The organism is Pseudoduganella sp. jia 12 (genome assembly GCF_055502675.1).
In genome coordinates this window covers 22118-35714 of record NZ_JBUXKP010000017.1, presented here as the reverse complement: position 1 = coordinate 35714, position 13597 = coordinate 22118, and the positions used below count along the sequence as shown (strand labels likewise).

13 protein-coding genes are annotated in these 13597 nt (G+C 56.5%); 1 reads left to right on the top strand and 12 read right to left on the bottom strand.

The window, feature by feature from the left end; translation table 11 throughout:
• Positions 1–42: 42 nt before the first annotated feature.
• The 6 genes from ACY65G_RS27945 to ACY65G_RS27920 form a co-directional block, all read right to left on the bottom strand.
• Positions 43–1317, bottom strand: a complete 1275-nt coding sequence (locus ACY65G_RS27945; RefSeq protein WP_465000549.1) for a replication initiation protein — start codon at positions 1315–1317, stop codon at positions 43–45.
• Between the two features lie 205 nt (positions 1318–1522).
• Positions 1523–1852, bottom strand: a complete 330-nt coding sequence (locus ACY65G_RS27940) for a hypothetical protein (RefSeq protein WP_465000548.1) — start codon at positions 1850–1852, stop codon at positions 1523–1525.
• A gap of 884 nt (positions 1853–2736) precedes the next feature.
• Positions 2737–3096 (bottom strand): hypothetical protein, encoded by a 360-nt coding sequence (locus ACY65G_RS27935; RefSeq protein WP_465000547.1) that lies wholly within the window; start codon positions 3094–3096, stop codon positions 2737–2739.
• Between the two features lie 18 nt (positions 3097–3114).
• Positions 3115–3837, bottom strand: a complete 723-nt coding sequence (locus ACY65G_RS27930; protein WP_465000546.1) for a DUF3577 domain-containing protein — start codon at positions 3835–3837, stop codon at positions 3115–3117.
• A 230-nt stretch (positions 3838–4067) separates the two neighbouring features.
• Positions 4068–5036, bottom strand: coding sequence for an ArdC family protein (locus ACY65G_RS27925; protein WP_465000545.1), 969 nt, complete (start codon positions 5034–5036; stop codon positions 4068–4070).
• A 911-nt stretch (positions 5037–5947) separates the two neighbouring features.
• Complete coding sequence (locus tag ACY65G_RS27920) at positions 5948–6337, bottom strand: hypothetical protein (protein WP_465000544.1); 390 nt, start codon at positions 6335–6337, stop codon at positions 5948–5950.
• A gap of 474 nt (positions 6338–6811) precedes the next feature.
• Between ACY65G_RS27920 and ACY65G_RS27915 the strand changes: the two genes are divergently transcribed.
• The gene (locus ACY65G_RS27915) at positions 6812–7099 is read left to right on the top strand and encodes a hypothetical protein (RefSeq protein ID WP_465000543.1); all 288 of its coding nucleotides are present in this window, start codon (positions 6812–6814) and stop codon (positions 7097–7099) included.
• 186 nt (positions 7100–7285) lie between these two features.
• Here the strand turns inward: ACY65G_RS27915 and ACY65G_RS27910 are convergent, their stop codons facing one another.
• From ACY65G_RS27910 to ACY65G_RS27885, 6 genes are all read right to left on the bottom strand, one after another.
• Positions 7286–8215 carry a hypothetical protein gene (locus ACY65G_RS27910; protein ID WP_465000542.1) on the bottom strand — a complete coding sequence of 310 codons (930 nt, stop codon included), beginning with the start codon at positions 8213–8215 and terminating at the stop codon, positions 7286–7288.
• A gap of 508 nt (positions 8216–8723) precedes the next feature.
• The gene (locus tag ACY65G_RS27905; protein WP_465000541.1) at positions 8724–9464 is read right to left on the bottom strand and encodes a DsbC family protein; all 741 of its coding nucleotides are present in this window, start codon (positions 9462–9464) and stop codon (positions 8724–8726) included.
• 16 nt (positions 9465–9480) lie between these two features.
• The gene (locus tag ACY65G_RS27900) at positions 9481–9966 is read right to left on the bottom strand and encodes a PH domain-containing protein (protein WP_465000540.1); all 486 of its coding nucleotides are present in this window, start codon (positions 9964–9966) and stop codon (positions 9481–9483) included.
• A 287-nt stretch (positions 9967–10253) separates the two neighbouring features.
• Complete coding sequence (locus ACY65G_RS27895) at positions 10254–11843, bottom strand: conjugal transfer protein TraG N-terminal domain-containing protein (RefSeq protein WP_465000539.1); 1590 nt, start codon at positions 11841–11843, stop codon at positions 10254–10256.
• Between the two features lie 16 nt (positions 11844–11859).
• Complete coding sequence (locus ACY65G_RS27890) at positions 11860–12240, bottom strand: hypothetical protein (RefSeq protein ID WP_465000538.1); 381 nt, start codon at positions 12238–12240, stop codon at positions 11860–11862.
• A 12-nt stretch (positions 12241–12252) separates the two neighbouring features.
• The gene (locus ACY65G_RS27885) at positions 12253–13596 is read right to left on the bottom strand and encodes an integrating conjugative element protein (RefSeq protein WP_465000537.1); all 1344 of its coding nucleotides are present in this window, start codon (positions 13594–13596) and stop codon (positions 12253–12255) included.
• Position 13597 lies beyond the last annotated feature (1 nt).

Here is a 13597-nt window from a genome sequence, read left to right as displayed (position 1 = left end):
ACTTGCCTCCACAACCGGACAGTGTTAGCAAAAACTCAGATGTCAGCTCGAATCCACTCCATCATCTGTTTGGTGAATACCAGTCCCTTGTCCATCTAAGAACGTCTCGCCGTAAGTAACTACATTACAGCCGCCTGTGGTGCACTGCGAGGCCCCAGTTATCTTATATGCAGCAAACTTAACATCGCTCGCTGCTGCTACGGTCTCTACCAATGGGGGGGCATCCGCCGGCCGGGCAGCAGCTGCGTCACATAGAAGTGCCTGGTACTTGGCGACGGTCTGACGACTCAGCCTTGCCAAGCGACCGACCGCGACCTGGGTCACTTTTTCCCCGGCCTTCATCAGCTGCGCGCACGCAAAGCGGATCCTTTCCACGGTCTTACTGGACTTTTCGGTGTGTGTGCGTGCGGCAGCCAGCTGCTGCTTCTCACGGAGCGGGAGATCGTCTGGCAACTGCATTACCCCGCGGTTGCAGCGACTGTCGCCCGTGTAGTAGTCCCAGGTCCACCTGGCCACCGATTTGACGACAGCCTTTGTTTCTGACTGCCGAAGATTGCCTTTGGGTTCTCTGGTTTTGAGGTCGATAAATCCACGGCGAGCGAAATCGTTTATTTGCTCGCCATATGCATTAACTTTGGAATAAAAGGCTTCGAACGTTCCGGTGCTTCGCGCGTCTGAGACGATGCTGTACGCGAAAAACCTTAATTGCTCGAAGAATGTCAACGTGCGCGAGTGACCTACCGAATCGAGGTCCGGGCCTTTGCTGAACCGCGGCTTTGTGGAAGGTAACTCGATATACTCGTGCAGTTCGCCCAGCGAGTATTCGTAGGAGTGGAATTCAATTGTATGCCACCAGGGATGGCCAGGCGTCTTGCAAACGGGCCCACCATGGTAATTCTCATCTGCTTCAAGCAAACACCGCATTTGCTCGTAAATGGCCTTCATATAGGCGATTGGATGCGAACGAGCTTTCTTGGACGTGCAAACAGGCGTAATGGCATAGAACGCGTGATAGCCCATCACAACGCCATTTTTTCGGCTTGCAACAATCATGTTGGGGGCGGGTAATCCGACCTTTTCCCAACGATAGACGTCAGAGTGATCGCAGTCGAAGATCAGCCAGCTGACGAAGTCGCGGCGATTGATCTGCATGTTCGGCCAACGAATGGCGTATTCCGCCGGACGCGACAATTCCGCGCTTTTGTTCGCGCTGACACGAGGGAAATAGGGGGCTTCCGCCAGTACGCGCTGTAGCGCCGTGCCAGGTGTCTGATAACGCAGGCTGAGTGCGTTGTTTTTTACCGCTGATTCGGGCATATCTTTCCCCGCTCAAACCGTATAGGCGAGCAAACGCTTGCGTGCTGGGGGAAAGATAGATACAATCGAGGCATCACCTGCTTGATTGCAATTCGTAAAGCTCGCTCTGCAAAGCGATCCTTACGCTAACTTGGGCTCCCAGCCCACTCCAATTTTTGCTAAGGCCCACGTCTGCAAACGTGGGCTTTTGCTTATGTAGATCCGGTCAAACTTCCGCGCTAGGCGCTCCTTCCTCTTTCGTTGTGTCGGTCTTGCGTTTTGCTCGAGTGGCCGGGTTCGGCACCCAGCCGGACGTGTTGCATTCGAAGCGCGTAATGCCAAAGCCCTGCAAGACATTGGCAGCACCGTCGAGAGATTGGAACACTCTCATCTCACCAGGCCGACGAGCGGCCCCCAACACACCCTCAAACGTGCCGAGCTCAAGCGTTACGACCAAGCCATCGCGATGAGGCACGACACGAACCACAGGCACGCCTTTCTCCACCAGCCCTTTGATCACGCTGGGCGCAACAACGACAGCGGTCTCGGGATTCATTTGGCAGGCCTCCTGGGGAAAAATAACAATATTTCCGTGACTATAGCAAAGGTCGCGGCATACGTTAAGCGTTAACGTAAACTATTATCTGTTCCTGTGCCACTTTAGGTGCTGTTTACGTCACGCTAAGTAGCAAAGTGCAATGAAAAGGCCTAGCTGCTTCTCAAAGGCGACGCCCGTCCCCTTTGGGAACCATCCAGGTTCCAGCGATTTGACAGTGCCCTCTCCGCAGCGGCCAGTGCCGGCGCCGGGATCTTGGTCAGGACCTCGGTGCGCTGTGCGACGGTGCTTCTCGGGGACACCCGTGACTGAGGGCCGAGGGTGCCAATTGGTGTGCGCTGGCGAAGTGGCCAGCAGCAAAGGCTACAGCTCTGCTGGGCGGCTGCTGCCCTGGTTCCAGTTACCCGCGTGTCACGGGCCTTTCGTTTGGCGTCAGGAATCCATGCCAAACGAAAGGCCCGTCACGCCAGGCAATTGGGAGGAGGGGTCCGGATGATCCGGTAGGAGAGAAAAGTGCTGCGGAGCGCAACTGAAGGGAGAAGGGCAGCCAGTACGAGGACTGGCTGCAGGTGTAGACCAGGTCCTAAGCTTTCCGACTAAGGACGAACGGTTCAAGCCGTCAACTTTGCGGGGTTGGCCAGTGTGAACCGCGTATTTCTACAATGACCCCAGGCCTCGAAAGACCGGTCGCGTTTCAGGGGTTGACGCGCTGCCATGTCCAGATTTTAGTTACCGTCAAAAACTGGAAAAGACGTGGAGAAACCGGATAAGCTCTTTCCATAGAGTTCCAAGCAGAGCGCTATGGAAAGAGTCCCTCGTATGAGGGACTCTTGTTGGATCCGATGTGTCAAGAATACACGACTATTCGGACGTTGATGAGGATTTCACGATTGCGTAGCAACAGCTTCAGTGATGCTTCGTGCCTGCACGTTGCTAACCGCAAGCAACCACATGTCACGCTGGACCAGTAGATGGAAGAGATCATCACATTCGAAACAGAGCGCGTCATTCTTGTGGTGACGAAACTTTTCAGTAATGAACTCGCGAAAGGTCATTTTATCGTCCCATCTCCGGTAAGAACGGGGGCATACCACGTACATCGGGGGTGTGTCATCCCACTCTCGAGGAAAGCGCCACCGTTGAACAATACTGGAGGCCAGTCGGCGAAGCCATAAGTTACGGTACTCAGCAAAAACCTGGTCGAAACCAGGGGAATGGACATAGTCGCTATTAATCTCGATCATGATCTATCCCCTGTTTACTTACACAGCGCGAGACGGACGGTTACCAGACTTCCCACGTGCTTGAGTGGGAGGAATCACCGGACGACTTGCTTGCTTCGGCTCCCGAACTTTACGCTGACGCGGTGCCACCTCTTCTTGCGGAGCATCTTCTACAGCTTCACCATCGAACTGACCAGAATCGGTGTCAGCACCAGTGTGATCGCCATCTTCTTGAGTCGATTCATCCGACAAAGCCTCTGCACCATCGGTTTCTTCGTTATCAAGCTCGGCATTTTGCTCACGCTGATAGAACACCTGGTCGTCGATCTTCACGTAGGTGAGCAGCAGCAAACGTCCTTTAATGATGGCGTTGATTTCTTCTTCGCCGGTTTCACGACCTTTACCGTCCTTTGCGGGGCGGGTATAGGCATGGGCATAAATATCGCCAACAACGAAGGAAACGAAAATCTTCCTTTTTTTGCTGGAAGCGTCCTCGAGTTGAGCAACGAGCTCCTTGGCTTCATCGCCGGAAACGATAAGATCCATGTAGCTGTAGTTCGGATCGTCTACGCTTCCGTGGACAGCATTAATTGCGCAAGCAAGGAACTCATTATTACGACGCCCCTGACGAGGTGAAACCCACCGAACACGGCTCATATATCCACACCCGCGAGCGTGAAAGTCATAGAAGCCCGATACCTCTTGCGTGTCGTCACGCGAAACGGAACGATTTTGGGAAGGGGTGTTGGTTTTTGCAGACATGATGATCTCCTAAACAAAAAAAACGAAAGGGAGACCATCCAAACCCCATAAGGGATCGAGAAGTGGTCTTCCCGATCGGGGGTTTAAAGTAACTACAGAGACTCTAATCCTGTTGCCAGGATAGGTGGGGTTTCAAGAGTGTTCCCCACTTCAATGCTCAGACCGAGCCATTCAGAACCAAAGATAGGCCCAAAAAAACAACTTGTCAACTTCACGAAGCTATTGCTTCATCACCGCGTCACAACGGGATGCGTGGGCCGCATTTGATGCAGCTGCGAAGGTTGATCCGAGCGTTCGATAGCGCTCACTTCGGCGGTATCGAACTGCATAATAAACGACTGGATTTTCTCAGCGGTTGCTGCCGCCTTGAATATCACCAATGGATCTTCCTGCACAGCTTTAATCCAGGATCCCACGTACGCTGCATGTTGACTTGGATCATGACCAAGGCTTAACGTGTCGCCTAGCATCATGCTCGCTATCTCCGCACATAGTTCTTCAATGGCATATTTCTCGCTACCGAATGGATGGGCAAGATCCCGGTTGAGCCTGGTAGGGTGCCCGGTCCAGTGCCCGAGCTCATGAAGGGCAACGGCATAGTACTTTGCCGCCGAGCTGAACTGGTAGCGCTGAGGTAGATGGATGCTATCCCGGCGCATCGAGTAAAAGGCACGGTCATCCTGGTCGTGGAGCACCTTTGCGCCCGATCGCACTAGAATTTTCTCTGCTCTCTCGACTGGATCCCAGTCCCGCTTTTCAAATGCGATAGGTCGAACCCCTAGTATCTGCTCGGCATTATATACAGTCGAGAAAAGGAGAAGAGGGCGCTCCAATTGAACATGGCATTTGACGGCTCTGCCGTTTTCATCGATTACAGGATCGCCATTTTCATCCAACTCATTCTCTTCGCGATCAAACACCCAACGTTGGATGGCAGAACCGCGCCTTTCCTGACCTTTCTTGATACTGAACCCATTTCTTGCAGCCTGTCTCGCCGTCATCCACCTGGGATCACGAAAAGACCTGGACATTAAGTTGATAGAGTTTATACCTCGATACCGCTGTTTAGTGGTGATGTTAAAAGGGAGACTGCTCGGCATGTATGGTTCCCAAGGCCTCTGCCAAGGCGCATGACCCATACGAATCAACTCGACAATCTTTTTTGCAATTGCAATGCAATAGGGCGACCTTTTCTGCATGATTACCTCAGAAAAAATTGACCATCTAGTGGTCATGATTGGATTGAATGCGCGCAAGCAACCTTAGGTCAGTTACTGACGAAAGATGGCATGGCAGTGGAAACGAATGAGCTGGACGAGAGCTCGAGCGGAATGGACGAATCTCCCAACGCGGACGCGCGTGCAAGGGAACAGCGGGAGCTACTTGCACTGATCGAAGGATCGATTCGATCTTAGCCTCAATTTTCGATGGACGTCAACCTGGTCTAGGATACGAACGCGTCGCGACCGCCTGCGCCCCGGCCTGCCGCGAAGCACCTCGCGCGGCGCTGCGAGCGCCCTTCCAGCCCCACGATGCTGCTGTCGCGCCAGCGCGCTGCAGGTACTGGCCGCGGCCGCCGGCCTCGCAGGTAGCCGACACAGCGCCGATCGCCAGCGCCCGCGAGCGCCCAGACCGGGCCTGCAGCACGCTGCGCGGCACCGGCTGCGTCTTTCCAGCTTCAAGATGCTGCTTTCCCGGCGCCTTGGCACCACCAATTGCTGGGCAGCCCGCGCTGGCGGCGCAGCCGGTCGACACCGTGCGATCGCCGGCGCCCGGGCCTGGCCTGCAGCACACCGCACGGCGCCGGCCGCGCCGATCCAGCTCCTCGATGCTGCTTTGCCGGCGCCGCGGCACCACCAAGTGCTGGCCACGGCACGCCGGACGCGCAGCTGGTCGACGTCGGCGCCGATCGCCGGCGCCTGGGCTTGGCCTGCAGCACACCACGTGGCGCCCGCCGCGTCTTCCGGCTTCAAGATGCTGCTTTGCCGGCAGCGCGGCACCACCAGGTGCTGGCCAGCCAGCGCCTGCGGCGCAGCTGGTCGACGGCGCGCGTGATCGCCAGCGCCCGGACCTCGCCTGCAGCAAACCGCGCGGCGCCCGCCCCGCCCTTTCAGTTCCACGATGCTGCCTTGCCGGCACTGCGGAACCACCACGTGCTGTCCAGCCCACGCCGGCGCCGCAGCTGGTCGAGGTCGGCACCGATCGCCGGCGCCCGGGCCTGGCCTGCAGCACGCCACGCGGCGCCCGCCGCGCCCTTCCAGCTCCACGATGCTGCTTTGTCGGCGCCGCGGCACCACCAGGTCCTGGCCGGCCCGCGCCGGCGGCGCAGCTGGTCGACCGCGCGGGCGATCGCCGGCGCAGCGCGGCGGGGCCGCGCCCTTTCAGCTCCACGATGCTGCTTTGCCGGCGCCGTGGCACCACCAGGTGCTGGCCACGGCACGCCGACCGCGCAGCTGGTCGACGCCAGTGCCGATCCGGCGCCGGGCCTGGCCTGCAGCACACCGCACGGCGCCGGCCGCGCCCTGCCAGCTCCACGATGCTGCTTTGCCGCACCCAGGCACCACCAAACCCTGGCCGGCCCGCGGCGGCGTCGCAGCTGGTCGACGCCGCCCGTGATCGCCGGCGTCCGGGCCTGGCCTGCAGCACACCGCGTGGCGCCGGCCTCGTCTTTCCGGCTTCAAGATGCTGCTTTGCCGGCACCGCGGCACCACCAAGTGCTGGCCAGACCATACTGGCTCCGGAGCTGGTCGACGGCGCACGCTATCGCCGGCGCCCGGGCCGAGCCTGCAGCACGCTACGCGGCGCTGCCGCGCCCTTCCAGTTTGAGGATGTGCTTGGCTGGCACCGCGGTACCACCAGATCCTGGCCAGCCCGCGCCGGCGGTGCTGCTGGTTGACGACGCGCGCGATCGCCTGCGCCCGGGCCTGGCCTGCAGCACGCCGCGCGGCGCCGGCTGCGTCCGCCCAGCTCGAGGATGCTGCTTTGTCGGCGCGCCCTGGCACCACCAGGTCCTGGCCGGCCCGCGGCGGCGGCGCTGCTGGTCACGCCGCGCGTGATCGCCGGTGCCCGCGGCCTGGCCTGCAGCACGCTGCGCGGCGCCGGCCGCGCCCTTCCAGATCGAGGATGCTGCTTTGCCGGCGCCGCCGCACCACCAGGTGCTGGCCGGTCCACGGTGGCGCCGCAGCTGGTCGACGCCGCGCGTGATCGCCGGCGCCCGGGGCCTGGCCTGCAGCACGCTGCGCGGCACCGGAGGCGCAGCTAGTCGACGGCGCGCGCGATCGCCGGCGCACGGGCCTGGCCTACAGCGCGCCACAGCGCGGGCCATTGCCCGCCTCTGCGCCGCAGCTGGTCGAAGCCGTACGCGGTCACCGAGGTTCTGGCCACCTTGCTGCAGGCCTCGCGAATACGTACTCCGCTTCCGCCTGGCCGAAGTGTGACCGCTTTTACGCTATCGGATAAGCCACAGGAAAATTACGAGTACCACGATTATTCGCACGCCTGACTTCCCGACATGGAACACAGCTCTACGTCCATCAAAATAGGCTCGAGACGAGCTGTAAAAGAGGTATCCGGCCCACGCACAAATGAGTGCTCCGACACATAGCCGGAAAAATTCGCCAACTTCGAACATGCTGTAGCCACTTGTCGCAGCAAAAGCTTCCTCGGAATTCGAGAAGGTCGGAGGAGTTGGCAACCCTGGAAGGGGTCCAGTTGGGCCGGTACCAGGACCGGTTCCGGGTGTCACGGGTACGGATCCCGAAGGTGTTGCTCCGAGGACATCGGCGTAGGTTGGTGCCGAAGAGGAGATCGAGTATCCTCCGAACTGGGCGATATAATCGGTTATGGGGACGTTGTTGCCATCACGGGGGATAACAGATCCACCGCTCTCCAAGTACTGTTTTAACGATCCGATACCAACAAGGTGGGCGCCGGCAAGTATCCCAGACATGGTAATCTCGACCCCATTGATTGTCTGGCCAATATAACGGCCTAATCCAAAACTGCTGATGTATCCCTGCACCTTGATGTAGTAAGCCGTGACCGCTTTCACTTGAAGATCCGGACTTGCTTTGAATTGTGCCAAACTGGTCAGGCCATCCTTGCCGGTGAATACTCCCCCCCAACTGTTTACACCAGTGCCCATCGGACGATAGTACCCTGCGTCAGTCATCGCCAATGTACCCATCTGGAAGAGGCCGATATGTCCATTGAGTTCAGCAGCGGGATTCATGCTGCTTTCACGCTGCGCGAGCGCTTTCAAAAAATCTGTAAACGCGGTGCCAGCGATGGCCAGCCCAACCATCCCAAAAAACAGCCAGAAAACGGCCGCCGATTTTAAGGACGCGCCCTTAGCACGTACCCAATGTCGAGTAATCATTACCGTTCTCCCGCTGCATCAAGGTTTTGCGCACAGATCAGTGCTGGCGCAATATCGTCGGGTACAACCTGCATGGCCGCCGAGCCCGGTATAGGTGCCCCTAGTTCAGTTACATGAGGGCCCACGAGTACCCGTGCACCCCAGATACCAGATCCTTCAAGGTACCCAATGTAAGCCCGCGACGATCCGCAGCTTTTTGGGTCGCAGACTTTGATGACTACAATCGGCAGTTTCCCCCCTATATACGCTCGATTGGGGGACGAGGCTCCATCCAGCGACATAAACCAGCCGGGATACCCCTGCGTGAATTTTCGATGAGCTTCCGAGAATCTGGATATTTGCAGAAGGCGACTAGCGCTCCCGCTGTACGGCTCCTGAGCAGGGACAAGCCGATGAGCGGCGTCGCAGCGACCAAGGCCGGCGGTAACCGTTTCGGCCAAGCAGGAAGAATACGCAGAGACGCCGAATACAAATAGCAGGAGATTGATTGCTTTCATGTCTGGCTCTCTCACCGAATTTCGTCGATGGCTTTTATAACCTGATCGGGTGGTACCGCCCCAACCAGACGTCGCCCGTTTGATAAAAAGACCGTGGGGGTACCCGTGATACGAAGGACATCACCGAGCTCGAGAACAGTTTGCAGGTCCTTCATATCGCAATTCTTGTTCGGTTCCGGTCGGGCGCCGTCCATAATCGCTTTCCATTGTTTTCTTCGATCACGCGAGCACCACGCAGTCTGGGCTAACGGGAGTGCATCAGGCGAGGCGATCGGGTAAGGGAAGGTATAAACCGTCAGATTGGGAATCTGCGCGATGAACTTGTGTAGAACTTTGCAAACCCCACAGGTTGGATCCTCGAAGACTGCTATCGCGCGGTCACCCTTGCCTTGCACAGTCTTGAACGCAAGATGCAAAGGCAACCTATTGAAATCGATGCTAGTTATACGATCGAGCGTGCGTTGAGTGAGGTCGTCCTTGTTTCTTAAGTCGACCAAGCGGCCGTCAACAAATGCATACTTGCCGGTCGAGTCACTATAAAAAACCTCATCCCCCGATACGATTTCATAAATCCCTGGGATTGGCGTTCCAGATACCGCGTCCACCGAAACCTGGCCCTGGGAATGCCGAGCGATCTCGCTCTTTAATTTTTGCACCATATCAAGCGACACCTTAGTTTCGGCGGCACTGCATACGGGCGACGTTAAGATCGCGGCTGCTGCAAGGATCAGCTGTTTAATTGCTCGCATCATGATCGACATCCTTTATTTAATCGATTTCCCTAACACCTTTTGCTACGCGGCACTGCTCAACCGATCGTCGGATGAGGTCCGCCACAGCAATCGGGTTCGGTATGGCACTCAACAAAATCGTTGGTGTTGTCCGGTCGGACGTCACCAGGACTACCTCGCCACGTCCCAACAGCCGTTGCAGTAATGGCTGCTGCACAGATATGTCCTTAACTCTGTAGAGCTCAAGCTCCTCAACATTCCGTGAGAAAACCCCGGCCTGTTCGCGTAAGCGCTGACCGGTCAACGCATAGGAGTGACACCGCGTTACTATCATTTTCCAAACGGTTACGAGTAGGGGAAAGACAAGCCAAAATCCGAAGAAGGTAAAAATTATCCAGCCGGCATTGACAACTTGCCCCTCGGAAGCCTGCCATAACACTTGCCCCTCGTAACCGTTTTCATCTACCGACGTGCCAGGAGGCATCTCATCGGAAATACTGGGATCAATTCGTTTCGTTGCCACAACATCCTCCTGTATTTTTGTTGCGTTAAGGGCTTTACACCTGGTCAAACTGCTTTATTCTGAAATATCACTTCCGATTCGTTTGGAGAATTTCATGCGTGCACTAGCAGCACTACTTCAAATCGTGTTGATACTCACGGCTGGGCTCGGCCGGGTACTGATCGAGGTACTGGCGCTATTCGCTGGTGGATCAGATACCGCGAAGCCTAAGACTGCGTATGAACGTAGAGCAACCTGGGAGCGCGACGGGTATTCATGGGAAGGTCGGCCTGACGACCTTCGCTAAGTCACCGCCGGCTCAACCCTTTCGCCACTGTTGCCGCTATCTGAGCGCCGCTAGCACCTGCGTTGCGTCCTGCAGTTACCATATCGCCCATCATGCGGTTAATTCCGGCGGAAACATTGATGCCAATCCAAGCCATCATTCCGCTGAATAGCACAGGCAGTCCAATATAGAGCAGCATGAGCGCCATATTCAGTACCATCCGCTTGGAAGTATTCTCAGTAGCACCACTATCCAACATGAATTCAATAATTGCGTTGCCGCTTGCGCCGGGGTACATCGAGGCAATCAAATGATCGTCCATCCAGCGAGCGATATACCACATCACTATCCAGAATTTGACGGTAAAGATGGCTATCGCACCAAGAAACATGACAGAAAGGTTGTAGCGACTGAATACGATTATAATGGGCAAGAAACAGTAAATCGCCATCAGGATAAGCGGTTGTCCAATCGTCATAAAATAGATCAATGGTTTCATGGAAGCGGAGGCTTGGAATGCTTGCCATCCCGTGCCGACTGCTCCAGCGATATTTGCAGGGAGCCGCGCCAATTTAGCGAAGAAGCCTTGCTCGTTACCGATGCCGTTCGTTAGAGATTCACTGTCGACATATGTCGGCGCAGTTTTCTGGTATGCCATCCTTGCGAACGTATCCTTGTGCATTTCTCCTGACAGACCTGGCAGCAACGTCTGAACTTTCAGGCCAAGGTCGCCGAACGTTGTGAGGGGCGCCGCCAGTTGGTCTCTCAGACCGACAGTTCCAGTCTCCCACCATTCTTTGCAACTCGGCCGCCCAAGCGCTGGGCTCCCGGCTGCCGTGTTCACATCCGCATCACGGGTTGGATTGAATGCGAAACCCGGGACATCAGAGCGTGCATACAAATCGGCATACAGCATGGGATCATCCCTGAATGCGTGGCTTCCGATCCAGTCCGGGTCAGCCTGGCCATACGTCACGATCGCGGCTGTAGCGGGGGCCGAAGGCGTGCCAGCTGTCAGGAAACGGGATCGGGCAGGCACAAAGCACTCGTTATAGAAGCGCTGGATCATCGATCGCACCTGCGGATCCTCGATCGTGGCAATGCGTGCCAGGTCTTCCAACTGGCGAATGTCGCGAATACCGCCTTGGATGCCCGTTCGGGTAGCGGCGTTGATCCCGCTGCTTAGCCCCATAACCGTGTACCACCAGGGCGGCACGGCTGCGGTGCCTGGGACAGTCGATCCGAACACGTCAGCGCTGCCGTAAGTACTGTCGGGAGAGGCTACCGTTGCCTTCGCCGGGCTGGGCTCAAGAACGGTAGGAGTCGGCGCGTAGTACAGCTTCACGCTCGACAGCGAAGTGACAGGCGAGGGCACCAGGCATAGGGAAAAAACGACAATGGCGGAGAATATCTCTACCTCCATTCGTCGAATCATCCAAGCGGCGCCTTGCGCCTCATCCTCCATCTCATGCCCTTCGCGCCATACTTGAACGATCGTGATCAAGAATGGAAGATAAATGATTCCTGTCGCGGAAAGCACTCCCCATATCACGCTGCTGAAATGCCAACCGTACAGTGTGGTGAACAGTTCCAGATAGCTGTCGACGCCCATGATGTCACTCGAAAAGTTAATGTGGGATTGCGGACAAGAGCAAGATCAATTCGAAAGCGATCAGCACACCGGTCCATTTGTGTCTTTTCGCGAGCAATATATCTTTGGCGTCTAATGTAATGAATTCCTTTTCGGCGGCCTTACGCAAGATATGCGGCCAAGACAACCAAAGAACGAATATGGAAACAATCTGTACGCCGTATCCAATGAAACGAAACTGCCGCAATTTATCTACAGAGATCGTACTAAGTGCGGCACTTGATAACAGAACGTTTCCGAGGATGGTGAGGGCAACGGTCACGATGAAAAAAGCCAGCGTGAAGAACGCGATACGTTTCAGGATTCCGAAACCTGAACGACGGCCGCGGCCTTCTCGCTTCATGTGGTGTAGGGACATGGTGCGCTCAGCTCAGGGCTTGACTCGGCCGTTAGACATCGCGTTTCGATCAGCAGGTTGCTGCGTCGGTACCGGCGTCGAGAGCGCTCGACGAGCCTGGTAAGCCTGGAGCAGCGATCCAGCTGTGTCAGAAACCATTTCCTTGCGGACGCGGCTTTCGAACAACAAATCATTAATGAAGTTGCTTAGTTGGTCGATCTTCGCTTTGGCGATCTCCATCGCCGGATCGTATTTCTGAACCTCCGGGAGGGACATACCCGATATCAGGATCGATCGGACAGCCAGCGCCTTATCCACCGTCCGGGCCAACGCGATCTCCTTCGCGAGGCGCTGCGCGCTGATCGTCTGCATATCCGGTGGAAGTTCCCTGATTGCACGAACGACATCCGCGGCGATTGCCACGTCTGGCGCTCCCGCAGCACTCAATGAGGCGTAGGTCGGGTTACTGGAACTGATCGCGGTCGTAATTTGATTCAAAGCGCTGGGAATTTCGGCCTCGTATTTTGGTTGGAGACCGAGAGCGGTGGACGCCCCCTTCGCCGCGCAAGAGGGCTCATCGCAGGTGGAGATTAATTGGTCGCCGAGCACAGAAACGGCGAAATCAGCTGCATCCTTGGGTTTCGGAAATATCTTGCTTAATGGTGTCCCATTTGTAGAGTAATCGATCGTATTCGATGCAGTTACCGGCTGCATCATTGTGATGTTATATCCGGCCACCGCGATATCGTTGATCGGTTGGATTGATTTCTGGGTAAAACCTCCGGCCAAGACGTTCCCGATCCAGGTAACTCCTTTTCGCCCATTATCGGTCTCGACATTAGCCTTCGCGCTAACGACGTCTCCATTAGTATTCCCTTCCGTATTCCAACCTTCGCCTTTTGCCAAACCAATCCACTTGGCATAGGGATCCTTCCCTTGTTTGATCTGGGCCTCCATCTGCTCGCAGCTTTCGAGCGCAGTAGAAACGACCAGATCAGCTTTCTTTGAATATGTCTGGAACAGCTCATAGAGGCCTGGCGAGGCTCTCTGAAGGACATATAAAGGTAGGGCGGCGATGCCCGACCTCACAGCCCCCGTGATTTGTGTTCCAAGCTGACTAAACCCGTTCATCATATTCGACCAGCTGAGACCGATATCGAATTTCCCGCAAGTATAGTTTGCACGCAGCTTTACGCCGAACCCTAGCTTGAGCGCCAGGGCGCCCGGATTTTGTGCCCTTGCTGCAGGCGAACTTCCCCCGATGCGGTAATACAATTGTTGCTGGGAGCGGGGAACGTCCTGCATTTGAGCATGAGCCGGCAGGCACATAGCGGCAACAAATCCTAATGCGAGAACTCCGCGAGTTGTCTTTCCCATG

What these genes read in the sequence shown, in the direction of transcription:
- ACY65G_RS27915 (WP_465000543.1), top strand. Translation starts at nt 6,812, where the DNA reads ATGCTGCTTTGTCGGCGCGCCCTGGCACCACCAGGTCCTGGCCGGCCC.
- ACY65G_RS27940 (WP_465000548.1), bottom strand. Translation starts at nt 1,852, where the DNA reads ATGAATCCCGAGACCGCTGTCGTTGTTGCGCCCAGCGTGATCAAAGGG.
- ACY65G_RS27945 (WP_465000549.1), bottom strand. Translation starts at nt 1,317, where the DNA reads ATGCCCGAATCAGCGGTAAAAAACAACGCACTCAGCCTGCGTTATCAG.
- ACY65G_RS27925 (WP_465000545.1), bottom strand. Translation starts at nt 5,036, where the DNA reads ATGCAGAAAAGGTCGCCCTATTGCATTGCAATTGCAAAAAAGATTGTC.
- ACY65G_RS27895 (WP_465000539.1), bottom strand. Translation starts at nt 11,843, where the DNA reads ATGGGCGTCGACAGCTATCTGGAACTGTTCACCACACTGTACGGTTGG.
- ACY65G_RS27885 (WP_465000537.1), bottom strand. Translation starts at nt 13,596, where the DNA reads ATGGGAAAGACAACTCGCGGAGTTCTCGCATTAGGATTTGTTGCCGCT.
- ACY65G_RS27930 (WP_465000546.1), bottom strand. Translation starts at nt 3,837, where the DNA reads ATGTCTGCAAAAACCAACACCCCTTCCCAAAATCGTTCCGTTTCGCGT.
- ACY65G_RS27935 (WP_465000547.1), bottom strand. Translation starts at nt 3,096, where the DNA reads ATGATCGAGATTAATAGCGACTATGTCCATTCCCCTGGTTTCGACCAG.
- ACY65G_RS27910 (WP_465000542.1), bottom strand. Translation starts at nt 8,215, where the DNA reads ATGATTACTCGACATTGGGTACGTGCTAAGGGCGCGTCCTTAAAATCG.
- ACY65G_RS27890 (WP_465000538.1), bottom strand. Translation starts at nt 12,240, where the DNA reads ATGTCCCTACACCACATGAAGCGAGAAGGCCGCGGCCGTCGTTCAGGT.
- ACY65G_RS27905 (WP_465000541.1), bottom strand. Translation starts at nt 9,464, where the DNA reads ATGATGCGAGCAATTAAACAGCTGATCCTTGCAGCAGCCGCGATCTTA.